The sequence below is a fragment of the Mycobacterium sp. 852002-53434_SCH5985345 genome, assembly GCF_001667155.1.
Taxonomy (GTDB): Bacteria; Actinomycetota; Actinomycetes; order Mycobacteriales; family Mycobacteriaceae; genus Mycobacterium.
On record NZ_LZIE01000039.1, the window covers coordinates 24,048 to 40,600 of the forward strand.

At 68.1% G+C, this 16,553-nt stretch carries 21 protein-coding genes; 6 read left to right on the plus strand and 15 right to left on the minus strand.

Annotated features, from left to right (window positions below; all coding sequences use genetic code 11):
* Positions 1 to 4 precede the first annotated feature (4 nt).
* The 3 genes from pgsA to thrS all read right to left on the minus strand — a co-directional run bounded on the left by pgsA (position 5) and on the right by thrS (position 3,343).
* Positions 5 to 637, minus strand: coding sequence for a phosphatidylinositol phosphate synthase (pgsA, locus tag A5756_RS07810; protein ID WP_066950047.1), 633 nt, complete (start codon positions 635 to 637; stop codon positions 5 to 7).
* 66 nt (positions 638 to 703) lie between these two features.
* The gene (locus tag A5756_RS07815; protein ID WP_066950050.1) at positions 704 to 1,276 is read right to left on the minus strand and encodes an HIT domain-containing protein; all 573 of its coding nucleotides are present in this window, start codon (positions 1,274 to 1,276) and stop codon (positions 704 to 706) included.
* Between the two features lie 3 nt (positions 1,277 to 1,279).
* Positions 1,280 to 3,343, minus strand: a complete 2,064-nt coding sequence (gene thrS / locus A5756_RS07820; RefSeq protein WP_066950054.1) for a threonine--tRNA ligase — start codon at positions 3,341 to 3,343, stop codon at positions 1,280 to 1,282.
* A gap of 130 nt (positions 3,344 to 3,473) precedes the next feature.
* Here thrS and A5756_RS25820 point away from each other — a divergent pair, with 130 nt between their 5' ends.
* Positions 3,474 to 3,620 carry a hypothetical protein gene (locus A5756_RS25820; protein WP_156659322.1) on the plus strand — a complete coding sequence of 49 codons (147 nt, stop codon included), beginning with the start codon at positions 3,474 to 3,476 and terminating at the stop codon, positions 3,618 to 3,620.
* On the opposite strand, the gene A5756_RS07825 is transcribed toward A5756_RS25820, so the two are convergent.
* Both A5756_RS07825 and A5756_RS07830 read right to left on the minus strand, forming a co-directional pair.
* Positions 3,601 to 4,227: a PaaI family thioesterase gene (locus A5756_RS07825; protein ID WP_066950057.1), complete on the minus strand. Its 627-nt coding sequence runs from the start codon at positions 4,225 to 4,227 to the stop codon at positions 3,601 to 3,603. The genes A5756_RS25820 and A5756_RS07825 overlap by 20 nt on opposite strands.
* Positions 4,228 to 4,258: 31 nt before the next feature.
* On the minus strand, positions 4,259 to 5,143 hold the full coding sequence (locus A5756_RS07830; RefSeq protein ID WP_066950059.1) for an aldo/keto reductase: 885 nt from the start codon (positions 5,141 to 5,143) through the stop codon (positions 4,259 to 4,261).
* Positions 5,144 to 5,200: 57 nt separating this feature from the next.
* Between A5756_RS07830 and A5756_RS07835 the strand changes: the two genes are divergently transcribed.
* A complete protein-coding gene (locus A5756_RS07835; RefSeq protein WP_066950062.1) occupies positions 5,201 to 5,701 on the plus strand; it encodes a DUF1990 family protein in 501 nt (166 codons plus the stop codon).
* Between the two features lie 10 nt (positions 5,702 to 5,711).
* On the opposite strand, the gene A5756_RS07840 is transcribed toward A5756_RS07835, so the two are convergent.
* Positions 5,712 to 6,149, minus strand: a complete 438-nt coding sequence (locus A5756_RS07840; RefSeq protein WP_066950065.1) for a DoxX family membrane protein — start codon at positions 6,147 to 6,149, stop codon at positions 5,712 to 5,714.
* A 78-nt stretch (positions 6,150 to 6,227) separates the two neighbouring features.
* On the opposite strand from A5756_RS07840, the gene A5756_RS07845 reads away from it, so the two are divergent.
* Positions 6,228 to 6,935: a metalloregulator ArsR/SmtB family transcription factor gene (locus tag A5756_RS07845; protein WP_156659325.1), complete on the plus strand. Its 708-nt coding sequence runs from the start codon at positions 6,228 to 6,230 to the stop codon at positions 6,933 to 6,935.
* Here the strand turns inward: A5756_RS07845 and A5756_RS07850 are convergent.
* The 6 genes from A5756_RS07850 to A5756_RS07875 are packed head-to-tail and all read right to left on the minus strand — an operon-like array spanning position 6,932 to position 10,922.
* A complete protein-coding gene (locus A5756_RS07850; RefSeq protein WP_066950066.1) occupies positions 6,932 to 7,873 on the minus strand; it encodes a nitronate monooxygenase family protein in 942 nt (313 codons plus the stop codon). The genes A5756_RS07845 and A5756_RS07850 overlap by 4 nt on opposite strands.
* A 4-nt stretch (positions 7,874 to 7,877) precedes the next feature.
* Positions 7,878 to 8,222: a cupin domain-containing protein gene (locus A5756_RS07855; protein WP_066950069.1), complete on the minus strand. Its 345-nt coding sequence runs from the start codon at positions 8,220 to 8,222 to the stop codon at positions 7,878 to 7,880.
* Positions 8,223 to 8,252: 30 nt separating this feature from the next.
* Complete coding sequence (locus tag A5756_RS07860; protein ID WP_066950585.1) at positions 8,253 to 8,678, minus strand: hypothetical protein; 426 nt, start codon at positions 8,676 to 8,678, stop codon at positions 8,253 to 8,255.
* A complete protein-coding gene (locus A5756_RS07865) occupies positions 8,675 to 9,355 on the minus strand; it encodes a metalloregulator ArsR/SmtB family transcription factor (RefSeq protein ID WP_156659328.1) in 681 nt (226 codons plus the stop codon). The genes A5756_RS07860 and A5756_RS07865 overlap by 4 nt, the downstream gene beginning before the upstream one ends.
* Before the next feature lie 7 nt (positions 9,356 to 9,362).
* Complete coding sequence (fdxA, locus tag A5756_RS07870; protein ID WP_066950074.1) at positions 9,363 to 9,719, minus strand: ferredoxin; 357 nt, start codon at positions 9,717 to 9,719, stop codon at positions 9,363 to 9,365.
* A gap of 42 nt (positions 9,720 to 9,761) precedes the next feature.
* Positions 9,762 to 10,922, minus strand: a complete 1,161-nt coding sequence (locus A5756_RS07875; RefSeq protein WP_066950077.1) for a site-2 protease family protein — start codon at positions 10,920 to 10,922, stop codon at positions 9,762 to 9,764.
* A 392-nt stretch (positions 10,923 to 11,314) separates the two neighbouring features.
* On the opposite strand from A5756_RS07875, the gene A5756_RS07880 reads away from it, so the two are divergent.
* Positions 11,315 to 11,530, plus strand: coding sequence for a hypothetical protein (locus A5756_RS07880; protein WP_197505398.1), 216 nt, complete (start codon positions 11,315 to 11,317; stop codon positions 11,528 to 11,530).
* Between the two features lie 26 nt (positions 11,531 to 11,556).
* Here A5756_RS07880 and A5756_RS07885 read toward each other — a convergent pair whose 3' ends face one another.
* Complete coding sequence (locus tag A5756_RS07885; RefSeq protein WP_066950083.1) at positions 11,557 to 12,954, minus strand: wax ester/triacylglycerol synthase family O-acyltransferase; 1,398 nt, start codon at positions 12,952 to 12,954, stop codon at positions 11,557 to 11,559.
* A gap of 15 nt (positions 12,955 to 12,969) precedes the next feature.
* A complete protein-coding gene (locus A5756_RS07890) occupies positions 12,970 to 14,223 on the minus strand; it encodes a S9 family peptidase (RefSeq protein ID WP_066950087.1) in 1,254 nt (417 codons plus the stop codon).
* Positions 14,224 to 14,443: 220 nt separating this feature from the next.
* On the opposite strand from A5756_RS07890, the gene A5756_RS07895 reads away from it, so the two are divergent.
* Complete coding sequence (locus A5756_RS07895; protein WP_066950090.1) at positions 14,444 to 14,716, plus strand: hypothetical protein; 273 nt, start codon at positions 14,444 to 14,446, stop codon at positions 14,714 to 14,716.
* 189 nt (positions 14,717 to 14,905) lie between these two features.
* Here the strand turns inward: A5756_RS07895 and A5756_RS07900 are convergent, their stop codons facing one another.
* On the minus strand, positions 14,906 to 15,889 hold the full coding sequence (locus A5756_RS07900) for a GNAT family N-acetyltransferase (protein WP_066950093.1): 984 nt from the start codon (positions 15,887 to 15,889) through the stop codon (positions 14,906 to 14,908).
* Positions 15,890 to 16,217: 328 nt separating this feature from the next.
* On the opposite strand from A5756_RS07900, the gene A5756_RS07905 reads away from it, so the two are divergent.
* Positions 16,218 to 16,481: a hypothetical protein gene (locus tag A5756_RS07905; RefSeq protein ID WP_066950096.1), complete on the plus strand. Its 264-nt coding sequence runs from the start codon at positions 16,218 to 16,220 to the stop codon at positions 16,479 to 16,481.
* The last annotated feature ends 72 nt before the right edge of the window (positions 16,482 to 16,553 follow it).

Here is a 16,553-nt window from a genome sequence, read left to right on the forward strand (position 1 = left end):
GGGATCACGGCATACGCTCCGTCGCGCCCGGCGAGGTCCACACGGTGCGCAACCGCTGTACGCAGGTGACCACGCTGGCCGCCGCCAGCAGCCACATCGCCACCGCCAAGGCGGGTGGCCAGGCGACGAAGGGGAAGTCGGACACGCCCGCACCTACCAGCACGATGATCAACCTTTCCGGCCGCTCGATGATGCCACCGTCGCCGCGCAGTCCGCTGGCTTCGGCCCGCGCCTTGATGTAAGAGATGACCTGCGACGTGACGAGGCAGATCAACGTCGCCACCGTCAGCAGCTTGTCGTGCAGGCCGAAGGCGATCCACCAGAGCAGTCCGCAGAACACCGCGCCGTCGCTGACCCGGTCGCACGTGGCGTCCAGCACGGCGCCGAAGCGGGTGCCGCCCCCGCGCTCCCGGGCCATCGCCCCATCGAGCATGTCGAACAGCACGAAAAACCAGACCACGCAGCCACCGACGAACAGCTTGCCCATCGGGAAGAGCGTGAGCGCACCCGCCACAGATCCGGCTGTGCCCAGGATGGTGACCGCGTCGGGGGTCAAACCCAGCCGCAGACACGCCCTGGCGGTCGGAGTGGTGAGCCGCGCGAACGCCGCCCGCGACAGGAACGGCACCTTACTCATGTGCGCCGCTCCTCCTCATCGCTACGCTCTGCATCGTCGCCGCCGCGACTCATGTGCGCCCGAGCCTCATGGCTGCTTTGTCCACTCCGTGGCCAGCAACCGCCGGGTTTCGCGCAGCAACTGCGGGATCACCTTCGAGCCGCCGATGATGGTGATGAAGTTCGCGTCGCCGCCCCAGCGCGGCACGACGTGCACGTGCAGGTGTTCGGCCAGTGAACCGCCCGCCGAGGTCCCCAGGTTCAGCCCGACGTTGAAGCCGTGCGGCCGCGAAACGTTCTTGATGACGCGAATTGCCTTCTGTATGAAGGCCATCAACTCCGCGCTCTCGTCCTCGGTGAGGTCCTCGAGCTCGGACACTCGCCGGTACGGCACCACCATCAGGTGCCCGGGGTTGTACGGGTAGAGGTTGAGGACGGCGTAGACGAGCTCGCCGCGGGCGACCACCAGGCCTTCCTCGTCGGACAGTCGCGGGATGTCGGTGAACGGCTGCTCGGTCTTGCCCGCGGAGTTGGGGTCGCGCTTCATCGGCGCCTCGGCCAGATAGTTCATCCGGTACGGCGTCCAGAGACGTTGCAGGTGGTCACTTTCGCCGACGCCCGTGTCCAGGATGGTGTCGTCGGCGTGCTCCTCTTCGGTCACTGTTTACTCACCGCCGGTCACCTTTACGAGTTCGGCTGTGGGAGCAGCATTTTGGCGATCGGCGATCCAAGCCACGATGGCGTCGACGGCGCTGTCCCGTGGCACACCGTTGATCTGCGTGCGGTCACCGAAGCGGAAGCTGACGGCACCGGCCTCGACGTCGCGGTCACCGGCCAGCAACATAAACGGGACGCGCTGGTTGGTGTGGTGGACGATCTTCTTGGCCATCCGGTCGTCACTGGCATCCACCTCCACCCGCACACCGTGCGATTTGAGCTGCGCGGCAATGCTTTCCAGGTAGGGCACGTGTTCGTCGGCGACGGGGATGCCGACCACCTGCACGGGCGCCAGCCACGCCGGGAACGCGCCGGCGTAGTGCTCGGTGAGGATGCCGAAGAACCGCTCGATGGACCCGAACAGCGCGCGGTGGATCAGCACCGGACGCTGACGCGAACCGTCGGCGGCGGTGTATTCCAGCTCGAAGCGGTCCGGCATGTTGAAGTCGAGCTGGATGGTCGACATCTGCCAGCTCCGGCCCAGCGCGTCCTTGACCTGCACCGAGATCTTCGGGCCGTAAAACGCCGCGCCGCCTGGGTCGGGGATCAGCTCCAGCCCGGAGGCCAAGCCGACGTCGCGCAGGACCTCGGTGGCCTCGTCCCATATCTCGTCAGACCCGGAGTACTTCTCCGGGTCCTTGGTGGACAGCTCGAGGTAGAAGTCGTTGAGCCCGTAGTCGGCCAGCAGGTCGAGCACGAAGTGCAGCACCGACGCCAGCTCGTCACGCATCTGCTCACGCGTGCAGTAGATGTGCGCGTCATCCTGAGTCATGCCGCGCACCCGGGTCAGGCCATGCACCACGCCGGATTTCTCGTAGCGATACACGCTGCCGAACTCGAAGAGCCGCAACGGAAGTTCGCGATACGACCGTCCGCGCGACCGGTAGATCAGGTGGTGCATCGGGCAGTTCATCGGCTTGAGGTAGTAGTCCTGGCCCGGCTTGCGCACCGTGCCGTCCTCGTTGAACTCGGCGTCGAGATGCATCGGCGGGTACATTCCGTCGGCGTACCACTCCAGGTGACCCGACGTGACGTACAGCTGCGCCTTGGTGATGTGCGGAGTGTTGACGAACTCGTACCCGGCCTCGATGTGCTTGCGCCGCGAGTACTCCTCCAGCTCCCTGCGCACGACGCCGCCCTTGGGGTGGAAAACCGCCAGCCCGGAACCGATTTCGTCGGGGAAGCTGAACAGGTCCAGTTCGGTGCCCAGCTTGCGGTGGTCGCGGCGCTGGGCTTCCTCAATCAGCTCGAGGTGGCGATCCAGCGCCTCCTGGGACTCCCACGCGGTGCCGTAGATGCGTTGCAGGCTGGCGTTTTTCTGGTCGCCCCGCCAGTAGGCGGCGGAACTTCGGGTCAGCTTGAACGCCGGGATGTGCTTGGTGGTTGGGATGTGCGGACCGCGGCACAGGTCGCCCCAAACCCTTTCCCGGCTGCGGGGATTGAGGTTGTCGTAGGCGGTGAGCTCGTCGCCACCGACCTCCATGATGTCGGGGTCGCCGGACTTGTCGTCGACGAGTTCGAGCTTGTACGGCTCGTTGGCCAACTCCGAGCGGGCCTCGTCTTTGGACTCATAGACGCGCCGGGAGAACAGCTGTCCCTCTTTGACGATCTGGCGCATCCGCTTTTCCAGCGCCGCCAGGTCCTCGGGGGTGAACGGCTCCGCCACATCGAAGTCGTAATAGAAGCCGTCGGTGATGGGCGGCCCGATGCCCAACTTGGCGTGCGGGAACAGACCCTGGACGGCCTGGGCCAGCACGTGCGCGGCCGAATGCCGGATGACGCTGCGGCCCTCGTCGGTGTTGGCGGCGATCGGGGCGACCTCGACGTCGGATTCGGGCACCCAACTCAGGTCGCGCAACCTGCCGCCGGCGTCGCGCACCACCACGACCGCGTCCGGGGAACCCCGGCCCGGCAGCCCCGCCTCCCGCACCGCGGCCGCCGCGGTGGTGCCGGCAGGAACCCGGATCGGGGCTCCATCGGCCTGCGGGGTGGGCTGCGCGGCGGCACTCATTGGGTCAATTCTCCAGGCTTGGACATGTCGGAACGATCGCGACCATGCTATCCGTGTGGCCGACCACCACCCCACACCGCCGGGCCACCACTGATTGACCCCTCGATCGGAGTGCGCCTACCGTGCCAGCGTGGTTACCACCATCGAACGGTTGGCCGGGTGGGCCGCTGACCTGCGTCTCGACGACGTCCCCGACGCGGTGGTCGACCTGTGCCGTACCCAACGCCGATCCGTGTTCGCGGCAGCCGGCTGGGCCGTCAGGGCTGACCCGGCTTGAGCCGCACGAACAGGGCGTCGGCCTCGGTCAGCGGGGTGTCGCCGTCGGTCAACCGGCCGGACACGAAGATCTTGCGCCCGTCCACCCGGTCGATGCCGGCGTCGAACTGCAATTCCTTTTCGATCGGCACGATGCGGCGGTAGTCGATCTTCAGGTAGGCAGTGCGCTGGTAGGGCCCCCCGGTGAGCACCGAGGACGTCAACCCGAGCACGCTGTCGAACAGCATGCCCAGGCAGCCGCCGTGCACGGCACCGTTGCGGCCCAGGTGAAACCGGGCGAACCGGGCCGAGCCCTGGATGCGGCCGTCGTCGGTCTTGCGGGCCTTCATGGGCACGGACAGGATGTTGCCGCGCATCGGCAGGTCCATGCGGCGCCCCGACGGGGACTCCCACTCGTCGGCGTCGAACGGGCTCAGCAGCGCCGACACCTTGTCCAGCAGGTTGGCGGCCTCGGTGATCACCGCGTCGGGCGCGTCGACGGCGCGGGCGTGGTCCTGCAGGGTGCGCACGGCATCGATGAACCTGCCGTAGTCGGGCCCGCCCTTGGTCGTCGGCTCCGGTGGGTTGAACCCGCCGCCGCGGTGCTGCTGATGTTCCGCCACCAGCACACCGTATTGCGCGGCAGAAGGGGCGGCGCGGTCAGACCGTCTGTTGAGCCCCGGCCGCTGAGAGGGTTTCGAACTCGTCGTCGGTCAGTGTGATCTCGGCGGCGGCCACGTTTTCCTCCAGGTGCGCCACCTTCGAGGTGCCCGGAATCGGCAGCATCACCGGCGACCGTTTCAGCAACCAGGCCAGCGCCAGTTGCGACGGAGTCGCGTGGTGCTCGCCGGCGATGCGCTGCAGCGGGCCGTCGGGGGCGGCCAGCGGCCCGGCGGCCAGCGGGAACCACGGGATGAAGCCGATGCCCTGCTGGGTCGCGGCGTCCAGCAGCGGTTCGGCGCCCCGGGCGGACAGGTTGTACATGTTCTGCACCGAGACGATCTCGGTGGTCCGCTGGGCCTCGGTGAGTTGGTCGACGGTGATCTCGGACAGGCCGATGTGGCGGATCTTGCCCTCGTTCTTCAGCGTCAGCAGCTCGCCCACCTGGTCGGCCAGCGGGAAGTCCCGGTCGATGCGGTGCAGCTGGAACAGGTCGATGGTGTCGACGCCCAGGCGGCGCAGGCTCATCTCACATTCCTGCCGCAGATAACTCGGGTTGCCCAGCGGGATCCAGACGTCCGGTCCGGTGCGCAGCAGCCCCGCCTTGGTTGCGATGACCAACCCGTCGTAGGGGTGCAGCGCCTCGCGAATGATGTCCTCGGCGATGTAGGGGCCGTAGGAATCCGCGGTGTCGATGAAGTTCACGCCGAGCTCGACCGCGCGGCGCAGCACCCGGACGGCCTCGTCACGATCGGCCGGCGGCCCCCAGACACCCTTGCCGGTCAGGCGCATGGCGCCGAACCCGAGCCGGTTGATGGTCAGGTCGCCGCCGAGGCTGAAGGTTCCGGACGCTTCTGCAACAGTTTTCGAGTTTTGTGCGGTCACTTTTACGACCGTACGCCGGAAATGTCGCCGCGTATCTCGGCGTGGCAAGCTGAGCGGGTGGACTTAGCAGCGCTCGAGGAACTCCCGCTGACCTATCCCGAAGTGGGGGCGACCGCATCCGGCAACTTGCCCGCGGGATACGACCACCTACACACGGAGACCCAGATCGGCACGGGTCAGCAGCGCTTCGAGCAGGCCGCCGACGCCGTCATGCGCTGGGGTATGCAGCACGGGGCCGGGCTGGGGGTGCGGGCCAGCTCCGACGTTGCGGAGGTCGGCACAGTTGTGGTGGTGCGCATGGGTTTTCTGCCCGCGCCATGCCGCGTGGTGTACGTCGTCGACGAGCCCGACATCCGTGGATTCGCCTACGGCACGTTGCCGGGACATCCGGAGTCCGGCGAGGAGCGCTTCGTCGTCCGGCGCGACCCCGTCACGTCCGCGGTGTTCGCGGAGGTGACGGCGTTCTCGCGGCCCGCCACCTGGTGGAGTAAAGCCGCGAGGCCGGTGGTGTCGGTGGCGCAGCGCGTCATCGCCAAACGCTATCTACGCGGGGTCTGAGCCAGGGAGGCTATCGGCGCCCGATGCTGCCGGTGTGCACGCCCTGCGCCAGCCGGGCGAGCGCGATGGCGCCGACCAGCAGACCGAAGTCGCGCAGTGCCACGTCGTAGAAGCCCGGCCCGGTGAGCAGGTCGACGATGATCCCGGCCAGCCAGGCCGCGACCACCCATGCGCCGAACCGCGGCACCACGGCGACCAGCACGCCGGCCACGATCTCGATGACGCCCACCAGATACATGCATTGGTCGGCGGTACCGGGCACCAGGTCGTTGATCCAGCCGGCCAGGTACATGCTCCAGTGATGCGGGTGGGTCAGCACATTCAAGAACTTGTCCAGCCCGAAGACTATGGGCGCGATGGTGAAAACGGTGCGCAGCGCGTAGTAGGCCGACAGCGCCGGGTCCTTCAATTGGGCGGTGAGCGCTGGGGTGGCGTTGGTGGTGCTCATGAATTCCTCCTTCTAACAGATAATAATCTGAACGTTAGAATCTGTAGACTGTAGCGTCAAGACTTTTATCCGTTAGAAATGACCGTTGACGTGGACGACGACTCTCTGGAACGCGACGCCGCGGGCATCGGGGCGCTCGCCGACCCCGTGCGCCGCGAGCTCTACCGGTTCGTCTGCGCCCAGTCGGCGCCGGTGAGCCGCGACCAGGCGGCCGACGCGGTCGGGATTGCGAACCACCAGGCCAAGTTTCACTTGGATCGGTTGACCGCCGAGGGCCTGCTGGAAAGCGACTACGCGCGCGTGACCGGCCGATCCGGGCCGGGCGCGGGGCGGACGTCCAAGCTGTATCGCCGGGCGGGCCGCGACATCGCGGTCAGCCTCCCCCAGCGTGAGTACGAATTGGCGGGACGCCTGATGGCAAAAGCCATCGCCGAGTCCTCCTCCACCGGTGCGCCCGTTGTCGAGGTCCTCAACGGGGTGGCGCACGACTACGGGCAGACCATCGCCGCCACGCCGCGCCGGCCCACCAGCCCGGCAGCGGGACTGAGGCTTGCCGTCAAGGTCTTGAGCAGGTACGGCTACGAACCTCGCGCCGTCGGCCGCAGGATCGAACTCGCCAACTGCCCGTTCCACGCGCTTGCGCGGGAGCAGACCGAGCTGGCCTGCAACATGAACCACGCGCTCATCACCGGTGTCGCCGATGCCCTGGCGCCGCACGGGCCCGACGCCCAGCTGTGCCCCGGGCCCGACCGCTGTTGCGTCGTGCTCACCCCCGGCGAAGGCTAGGAGCCCCAGGCACTCAGCAAACGCTGTGCGCCCGAACACATTTCGTCGATCACCTCGGCGACCGACGCGTCGTCGCGGATCATCCCGACGCCCTGACCGGCGTCCACAGGCGCGACCCGGCGGTCGTCGGCGGCGATGGAGGCCGCGAGGTCGTCGCAGGCCTGCGGGTTGAGCGTGTCCTCTTTACCCGTCCAGCGCTCGACGAAGTCGTTGGTCAGCACCCGGGACGGAAATCGCGCGGGCCACGGCCGGGCCTGGGCGACGTCGAAGGCCCGGGTGACCGCGGTGTCGGTGGCCCGGGCCGCGATCAGCGCGCGGCGGCTGCCGTCGCCGGATAGCGCCTCCGGACAAGCGGCCAGGCGGGTGCCCACCCATGCCCCGCTCGCACCGGCGGCCAGCACGGCGGCCAGGCTGCGCGCCGAAGCGACACCGCCGCCCGCGAGGACCGGCACCGAGACGGCGTCGAGCACGGTGTCGAGCAACGGCAGCGTCGCGAGCTTCGTCTCACCGTGACCGCCGCCCTCGGACCCCCGGGCGACCAGAATGTCGACGCCGGCATCGGCCGCCTGACGCGCCCCCACACCGTCGTATACCTGTGTGGCGGTGGGGATCCCGGCGTCATGCGCCTTGGCGACCCAGGACCAGTCGGTCCCGAAACTGACCGACAGCAGGGCCGGCCGCGCGGCCAGGGCATCCTCGAGCAGACCCGCCTCGGTGCGCATCACCCAATCGACCAGGCCGATGCCGAACGAACCCCGCACGTGCTGCAGCTGGGTTCGCAGCAGTTCCCTGGTGGCGACGCTGCCCATGCCGACCATGCCCAGGCCGCCGGCCGCGGTCACCGCCGCGGCCAGCCGACCGCCGGCGACGCCGCCCATGGGCGCGTTGACGATCGGCACCCGCAGCCCGAACTCCCTTGACCAGGGCGTGGAAAGCATCCGGCTAGTGAACCGACGGAATGGTCTTCAGCACGGTCAGCATGACCACCGAATCCTCGACCGCCTGCAGGGCGTGCCGTTCGGTTGGGATCGCGACGTAGTCGCCGGTTTTGCCCTCCCAGGCGTCACCGCCGATGGTCAGGCGCACGTGGCCCTGCAACACCTGCAGCGTTGCCTCCGCGGGACCGTCGTGTTCGGAAAGCTCATGGCCGCCAAGCAAAGCCAGCACGGTCTGCCGAAGTTCGTGGCTGTGGCCGCCGTGGATGGTGTGGGCGGCCCGCCCGCTGTGCGATTCCTTGGCCTCGGCCAGCTTTTCGGACGCGAGGTTGGTCAACGAGATCGATTCCATAGCAGAGTCCTTTGCGGTTGAACGACACGATCAGGCCGTCAGTAGCAGTATCCCCGCCACGACCAACGCGATTACCTTGACCACCTCGAAGCCGACGTACACGTAGTGGGCTCGGGAGCGCGGACCGTCTGACCCGGCGAGCACCCGGTCCGAGCGGCGGGCCAGTCGGGGGCGCACCGCGATCAACTGGACGGCCAGCGCGCCGGCTGCGACGAAAATCGCGACGGTGACGCCCGTCGTCGTCGGGCCCCCGACCACGAGCGCCACGAGGACCAGGGCGAAGCAGACCTCGACGGTGTTCAGGGCCCGGAACACCAGCCGCCCGATGCCGAGCCCGATCTGCAACGTCACGTTGGGCGCGCGGAATTTCAGCGGAGCTTCCAGGAACGAGATCGCCAGCACCATGCCGAGCCACACGAAGGTGACCGCAACGGCGATCGCCGGGCCGGTGCTCATTTGGCCGCGGTCCGCGGCGCCAGGTGCGCCACGCACAGGTCCGGTTCGACGAACGCGTCGAGCCGGTCGACCGACACCGGCGCCCCCCATGCCTCCATGGCGCCCTGCATGAGGCCCAGGTGCACCGGGCACACGACGGCGGTCCGGTTCTCGGCCAACTCCAGGAACGGGCAGTGCCGCAGGCCGACCTGTTGCTCCCCGTCGGTCGCCCGGCGTTCGGGCGCGAAGCCGAGCTCGTCGAGCATGTTGACCAAGTGGTCGATCGCGTCGTCGGCGCTGGCGGGTTCCGTAGGCACCGCTTCCAGGCTGGCTTCCAGTTTTTGCCCCCAGGCCCGGCCCGCGGCCAACGCCTTGGCACCGGCATCACGCTCTCCGGCGAACGCCACGGCCAGGATCTCGGCGAGCAGGCGATAGTGCCGCGTGCCGCCGCGGTCCATCTGCCGGACCGCGCGGAACATCAGCGGCGGGCGGCCCGGCCCCTTGCGATCCAGCTCGACGTGCTCCACTTGCCCGTCGCCGACCAGGCTGTCGAGGTGGAAGCGGACGGTATTCGGGTGCACGCCCAGCACGTCGGCGATGGCGGCGATGCTCATGGGATCGGGTGACGCCCGCAGCACCCGCAGGACCGCGCGGCGGCGGCTGGCGGATTCCCCGATCGACGTCGGCGACAACTTCACGGGACCTTCACGCTCCTTCCGCTTGGTCAGCCCTCGGCTGAGCGGCCACCAAAGGCGTGTCTACACCGAGCGGACCAATCTTGGCCGCCCCACCCGGGGATCCCAAGGGGGCGTCGCGGCCCGGCAGCGTTTCGGTGAAGAAAGCCTCATTGTCGGCCAGGTACGGCCTGAGCTCCTCGGGCAGGTCGTCTTCGTAGTAGATGGCGTCGACCGGACACACCGGCTCGCACGCGCCGCAGTCCACGCATTCATCGGGATGTATGTACAGCGCGCGGCCACCCTCGTAGATGCAATCGACGGGACACTCGTCCACACAGGCGCGATCCATCACGTCGATGCATGGCTTCCCGATCACGTACGTCATGGGCTAGAGTTTACACAACATTGCTTGTAAAAACGAGTGCGACTAAATGCTTTGCGCCGAAGCCGGTTTCGCGTCTTCTGGGTGGGCGAGCCGATAAACCTCGATGAGGCGCGCCACATCGGTGGGCGTAACGATGCCGACCACCTGCGCGCCATCGAATACCAGGGCACGGCTGCGTGGACCGGCCGGTGCCATCCGCTCCAGCAGGGCGGTCAGCGGCTCCTGCGGTGCACCGGACGGCACCTCTTGCAGCGGTTGCGCGACCTCCCCCACGGTGACGGTGGCGCGCTGGCCTGGCGCGACCTCACGCAACCGACGCAACGTGATCAGACCGGTGATCGCCCCGCCCCGGTCGACGACCGGGTACGCCGAATGCCGGTCACCAAGCACATAGCGCTGGACGAAATCGTCGACGGTGATCCAACCGGGCGCGGTATGCGGCCCCGCGGTCATCGCGTCGGCGACGCGGACGCCGGAGAACATCTGCTGGGTCGATAGCCGGGTCTCCTCCTCGCGACTGGCGGCGAAGATGAACCAGCCGATGAACGCCAGCCAGACACCGCCGACCACACCGCCCAATAGAAATTCGGCCAGCCCCAGCCCGATGAGGATGAAGGCGACCACCCGTCCGGCGTGCGCCGCGCCGATGCTCGCTCGCACGCTGTCCCCGTGGCGGCGCCACAGGATGGCCCGAAGCACCCGGCCACCGTCCAGGGGCGCGCCGGGCAACAGGTTGAACAGGCCCAGCAGCAGATTGATGACGGCCAACCAGGAAGCGACCCCGATCACGATGGGAGCGGCGCGCACGGTATGCAGCGCCGCAACGAGCCCGCCGAAGGCGGCGGCCAACGCCAGGCTGGTGGCCGGCCCGGCGATCGCGATCCGGAAGGCCGCCTTGGGCGTCTTGGCCTCGCCGCCGAGGGTGGTCACGCCGCCGAACAGCCAGAGCGTCACGCTCCCCACGGACACCCCGGCGCGGCGGGCGACGACGGCATGCGCGAGCTCGTGTGCCACTAGCGAGGCCAGCAGCACCAGCGCGCCGCACGCTCCGGCCAACCAGTAGGCGCCGTGCGAATATCCTTTGACGGTTCCGGGCAGCGTGCTTGCCAGGCTCCAGGTGAACAACCACAGGATGACCAGCACGCTCCAGTGGACGTTCACCGGAAATCCGGCGAGCCGCCCTATCGGGATCGCGTCGCGCACGTCAAACCTCCAAAGTCATTGAAGAGAGCCGGTTCAACTGCCGCCTCTGGCTCGAAAGTAGGACACCGCCGCGGCCACCGCTAGGGCACTAGGACCCCGCGCGGGCGGCCAATCGGCCTGCGTGGGACACGGTCAGAATTCGCACCGGCGTCCGAGGCAGCCGCCGCTGAATGTGGCGGCGGCGGGTCGTCCGCACCATGTCGCTGCCGGCCCGGGTGGCATCGCCCCGGGCCCACCACGGCTATTGCGGGCGCCGGCTCCGGTGATGACTTTGGACCCTATCCGCAATCTGCGCGTGACGGAATAGTGGCGACGTCTGACGTAACTTGGCTGGTGCGGTTGCGGCTGAACGAAGGAGCATGGCGGCTATGGGCGGTACCCCGACGTTGTCGTTGACCGACTCTGACGTGGACGCCCTGGCTTCGGAATTCCTGCAATCGCATTATCTCGGCCCGATTTATGCCGACTGGTCCCCAGATCGACGCCTCGACACCTTCCTGCGACGCCGCGGCCTGTCGCGTGTCGCCGACGACGGCGACCTGTCCCATACCGTCCTGGAACGCATCATGGCCCACGTCGGCCGCTCCTCGCAGCGGGCGCGCGGCTGATTGTGCCAGCGGCCAGTAGCCGACGCTCAGTTGGCAACGCCCAGTGCCGCTTCGAGCTCGGCCAAGCACTCCTCGGTCGACGGGATGAACGTCTCGATATCGGGCACCACGTCGCGCCCCGCGGCATAGCCGAACCCGATCCGGTCGGCGTACGCGCACGTCGTGATGTTGAGCGCGTGACCGTCGTAGACCGTCGACACCGGATACATCTCCTCGATTCGAGCGCCGTTCCAATACATGTCGGCTACCGGGCCGCGAACGTGGGAAATCGGCAGATTGTATCCGGTCCGGATTTTCGGCGTGAACGGCAGCAGCGGGCCGATCGCCGTCGCTGCGATGCTGCCGGCGTTCGTCAGCAGTGACGCCGCCGCTCCCCGTTTGGCTACCCAGTGCTTGCCCTCGGACATGGATCGGTGGATCGCGTCCAGCCGGGCCAGCGGGTCATCCAGGTTGGTGCCCAGCGGACACATCCACAGTCCGAACCTGTTGCCGTGCTGATCGTTTGGCGTCTCGTGCTCGGGGTCGCGCACCGTGATGGGGCACGCGGCCACCAGTGACCGGTTGGGCAGTTCCGCGCGATCACTCAGCCACCGCCGCACCACGCCGGCCGCCATCGCGGTGAGCACGTCGGGGCCGGTCACGCCGGCCGCCTGCCGCACGGCTTGGATGCGATCTTTCGCCCAGCTGCCCGCGGCGACCGCGCGCTCGGGGCCCACGCGGCCGTTGAACCGGATGTAGGGCGCCCCCAGGGGCAGCGCCGTGGTGTGCCCGATCAGGGCATCCAGCACGGTCGCAACCTCGCCGGTGGCCACCCGCCCGACCAGCCCCGCACTCGACGCCGCCGCATCGGTCAGCGACCGCAGCGGCGCGACCAGACGAGACACCAACCCGGCCGAAGCCCGCGGCGAGAGCTCGGGCCGGCAGTCGGCGTAAAACGGCGGCATCGACCGGCGGTCGGGATCACTGCTGAGCGCGTCGGTGATCATCTGAAAACCGGCCACCCCGTCGGTCACGCTGTGATGCACCTTGATGTAGAACGCGAAGCGGCCCCCGTCGAGGCCGTCGATCAGATACGACATCCACATCGGCCGGCTCCAGTCCAGCCGCATCGCGTCCAGCTCCCCGATCAGCCGCCAGAACCCATCCCCGGACACCGTGCGGCGCTGGCAATGTCGGCTCACATCAACGGAATCCATGTGCCGCCAGACCCACATGCCACCGGTCTCCACACCGCGGTGCGGATACCTGCTGAGCCTCGGATCGATCGGATGATTCCCGCCCAGCGTCTTCCGGTGCAGTTCGTCGACGTAGCCGGGCCCGGCGTCGTCAGGCGGCGACAGGATCAGCACGGCACCGACGTGCATCGGGTTGGACACCCACTCCGCGGTCATCATCGCCGCGTCCAGCGGATCCAGCGGGTTCATTCTCCACCTCCCCGACTAGGCGGGGCGGTCGCGCCGGGGCACCGCCCCATCCAGAAGGCCCGACTGCTGCAACGCCGCCTCGAGGAACCGCTGTACCGGCCGCGCCCGGAAGAAGCCGGTATGACCGCCGCGGTACCAAACGATCTCCGGTTTCCCCCAGTGTTCCCAGAGGCGGACCACCTGCTCGCGTGGGTGCACCACCTGATCGGCGACGCCGGCGTAGATGAAGCGGCCCGGCATAGGCACGAGCGGGGCGAGCGACAGCGGCGACGTCATCCGTCCGATGGGCTCGGCGGCTTCGATCGTCCGACGGCGCGGATCGTCGGGGCCAAGCCCGGAGTGCCGACTCAGCAGCCCGACCAGGTCCGCGACCGGCACGCCGAGAATCGCACAGGTGAGCCCGGTTTCGAGGCTGGCGACCAACGCCGTGATGTAGCCGCCCAGCGACAGACCGTTCAACCCGATCTGCGATTCCGGCTCTTCTCGGCGTATCCAGGACAGCAACCGGCGGATGTCCCACACCGCCTGCGCAGTCGCGTGCACGTCGTCGAGGATGTCCTCGCCCGGAAACACCGCACCCTTCGGCAGGCCCCGGGCGCGGGGTCCGTGCATCGGCAGGACCGGCATGACGACGTTCAACCCGAGGTCTTCGTGTAACCGCCAGGCGCGAAACAAGGCGAGATCCAGTGCGGCCCGACCCATTTCGGTTCCGTGGATGCACACCAGCCAGGGGCGCGGTTGCGGATGGCGGAGCAACAGGGCGTACTCGCGATCGTTCGCGGTGTAGCCCATCCACCGCTCTGCGCCGGGTTCACCCGGCCGGGGCCGGTATCCGCTGTCGAAGAAGATGCGGTGGAAGGAGCGCCTGCCCCCTTTGACCTTTCGCACCGCGACGTCCGAAAGTGGCGGCGGCGCACCGAAAAATCGCCTCGGATGGGTGAGCCATCCCCGGTCGCCATAGAACTTCAGCCCCGCGGTCACCTCGCTCGTGATGCGCTCGAAATCTTCCGGGCGGCTGATCGGGCGCCGCGCCTTCAGGCCCATCAGGACGACTTCGTCGCGGAACGCCTGGGCCGCCAGCGCGAGGGTGGGTCGCGCGATCGGAAGCTCGTCAGGGGCTTGGCCGAGATATTCGCGCCAAGACTCGGCGAAATATCGACCGGTGCTCGTGAACGGTTTGACGGCACTGCCCAGGCCGACGCCCCCGGGCGGGGTCAACGGCAAAGCGCCCGGACGCCGGGAAGCGCCGTTGTTGGTCGGTACCGCCATGGTGGCAAATTAGCAGGTGCCGAAACCGGCGTGTTAGGGACTTACGGCCCGGTCGGGGCCGCGAAAGTCCTTGGCCGGCAAGCCGAGGGCAGGCGCCCGGTCTGGGTCATATGACCGGGGTTGAAGGGTCTTTTGTCACTCGCGCCGATGTCCGGCCAGTCGTAACCTCGGAGCCGTCACAAGCATCTCCGAAAACCCCTTGTCGATTAGGAGTGGGACCATGACCGAGGCACCGCACAAGACCGAGCCACGTTGGGCCGAGCTCTCCGACGATGTGCTGGAATCCGTCGAATCCGGCCGCAAGCACGCCATCGAGGCCGTCCGCAAGTTCGTCGACCAGATCAGTCCGGTCCTCCCCGAGCAGTCGCGGCGCAAGACCGTCGTCGACGCCGCACTGGACCTGGCTGACGACCTGGTCACCGCCCGCATCGAATTCTTCCGCAACGTGGTGCGCAGCGCCGGCCAGGCCGTAAGCAAGCACGACGACGAATAGACCGGTGCCGCAGGCTATTCGACGTCCAACTCTCCCGATAGCACCAGGACCGCGTTTCGCACGGCGCGCTGCATTCGACCGCGGCGGCCCAGCTGTCGCCCGAGGTCATGGTCGGCGCCCGCGGCCGAATCCGGCCTTCCGATAAGGGCGCAAAGCCATCAGGTGGCGGGGCGTTTGTCATTTCGGCCGCTAGTCGAATGCCTGGATCACCTGGCGGGCCACCTGCCGAATCTGCTCGTACACACCGCGATCGAGGGGCAGGTCGCGAAAGCGCGGTATCTCCCCCGTCGCGGTGACCACGCCCGGTTCCTCGCGCTCCCAGCGCGCGTTCACCTTCTCGCCCAACGCGCGCGCGGACGGATTCTCCGACAGCACGCGGCCATGGAAGCGTTTGATGCCGTCGACGCGCGCCGCGACCGCTAGCGCGCCGAGCAGCAGCGTACCGATCCCGCGCCCCTGGTAGCCGTCCGCCACGGTCAGCGCAACCTCTGCGGAGACGGGGTCGTCTTGATCCCGGACGAAGCGGGCATCGGCGACGACCGGCCCCGCCGGGCCGTCGGTGACGACCCAGACGAAGTGGTCGACATAGTCGACCTCGAACAGGTACGTCAGGCGCGCATCGGTTGGGGTGCCACCCTGGTACCGCCGGTACAGCGTCTCCTTGGAGAAGGAACCACTGCTCTTGAACCGCTCGGCATCGCCGGGCAGGACGGGCCGCAGCAAGAGCGCGGCGCCGTCCCTGCACGACACCGGGATGGGGGCGATGTACGCGGCCAACCGCTGCCGCGCGGTGCGCAGCATCCGGTCGGCGATCGCCGGCATGGCCAGCATGCAGTCGAAGGCCGCGCTGTATCCGGTATAGCCGCGCACATCCTCCCGCGCGGTCACCGTCGCCGTTCTGGTCGCGTGCCGCAGCAACGCGATCTCGCCGACGATCATTGCGGATGACAGCTCGGTGGTCGTGACCCGGCCCTTCGGACCGACGTGCCTCACCACGACTCGACCGGACGCGATGATCGCGAAGGACTCCGCTCGTTCCCCCTGCCGCATCAGGACTTCCCCGGCGGCGGCGTGCAGGGGCTCGAGCAGGGCGGCCAGCGCCGTGAGGTCCTCCGCCGCAATGTCGGCGAACACCGGAAGCGCCGCCAGCTCCTCGGCGCCGATAGCACTCACGCCGGCCCACCCGTCAGCCCGAGACTGCGGCCCGAATCACGCCCCGATTGCGAATCCATTGCTAAATCGGTCATCTCGCCAATTTCGTAATCCGGTGCCCCCGAAACGAGTAACGTGGCGATGCACCCTCCCCGATGTACGGTACGCGACCTGCACCGCCATCGCCGGAGAAGTAAGTAGGTGACGGTAGTGACAAAAGACCCTGTCGGACTGGGACTTCGGCAGGCCGGAAGGAAGACCAAAGCCTTTCGGTAGTCGTGCTGTTGGCCTCTACGGCCGGACCTTTAGGGCTGGTCGGATGGATCGCTAGGGCTAGCGGGAAGGGAACATGAATACAGCGAAGTGGCGGCCGCATTGGTCGCAGCGCAGGTCGACAGCCACGATCTATCAGTTGACCGATCGCCTCCACGAGGGACATGTTGCCCGAGTGCCCGCCCATCAGATACCCGCGACCGTGTCCGCTTGGTTGGCGGAGCTCGGCGCCCACAGCCCCTTGGTCGACGACCTGGAACGCGCGGTCGAAGGCGGCGATTGGTCCGCGGCGCACGCCCTCGGCGAGTGCCTCTCCATCGAGATTGCCCTGGCCGACTGACGGCCGGCACGGGGGCCCGCGTCCCGGGGACGTTTGCCGATCCCCACATGACTTTCGTCACTACCGAGTAGC

What these genes read in the sequence shown, in the direction of transcription:
- A5756_RS07855 (WP_066950069.1), bottom strand. Translation starts at nt 8,222, where the DNA reads ATGGAATCGATCTCGTTGACCAACCTCGCGTCCGAAAAGCTGGCCGAG.
- fdxA (WP_066950074.1), bottom strand. Translation starts at nt 9,719, where the DNA reads ATGACGTACGTGATCGGGAAGCCATGCATCGACGTGATGGATCGCGCC.
- A5756_RS07890 (WP_066950087.1), bottom strand. Translation starts at nt 14,223, where the DNA reads ATGGCGGTACCGACCAACAACGGCGCTTCCCGGCGTCCGGGCGCTTTG.
- A5756_RS07895 (WP_066950090.1), top strand. Translation starts at nt 14,444, where the DNA reads ATGACCGAGGCACCGCACAAGACCGAGCCACGTTGGGCCGAGCTCTCC.
- A5756_RS07850 (WP_066950066.1), bottom strand. Translation starts at nt 7,873, where the DNA reads ATGCTTTCCACGCCCTGGTCAAGGGAGTTCGGGCTGCGGGTGCCGATC.
- A5756_RS07885 (WP_066950083.1), bottom strand. Translation starts at nt 12,954, where the DNA reads ATGAACCCGCTGGATCCGCTGGACGCGGCGATGATGACCGCGGAGTGG.
- A5756_RS07845 (WP_156659325.1), top strand. Translation starts at nt 6,228, where the DNA reads ATGACCGTTGACGTGGACGACGACTCTCTGGAACGCGACGCCGCGGGC.
- pgsA (WP_066950047.1), bottom strand. Translation starts at nt 637, where the DNA reads ATGAGTAAGGTGCCGTTCCTGTCGCGGGCGGCGTTCGCGCGGCTCACC.
- A5756_RS07840 (WP_066950065.1), bottom strand. Translation starts at nt 6,149, where the DNA reads ATGAGCACCACCAACGCCACCCCAGCGCTCACCGCCCAATTGAAGGAC.
- thrS (WP_066950054.1), bottom strand. Translation starts at nt 3,343, where the DNA reads ATGAGTGCCGCCGCGCAGCCCACCCCGCAGGCCGATGGAGCCCCGATC.
- A5756_RS07860 (WP_066950585.1), bottom strand. Translation starts at nt 8,678, where the DNA reads ATGAGCACCGGCCCGGCGATCGCCGTTGCGGTCACCTTCGTGTGGCTC.
- A5756_RS07905 (WP_066950096.1), top strand. Translation starts at nt 16,218, where the DNA reads ATGAATACAGCGAAGTGGCGGCCGCATTGGTCGCAGCGCAGGTCGACA.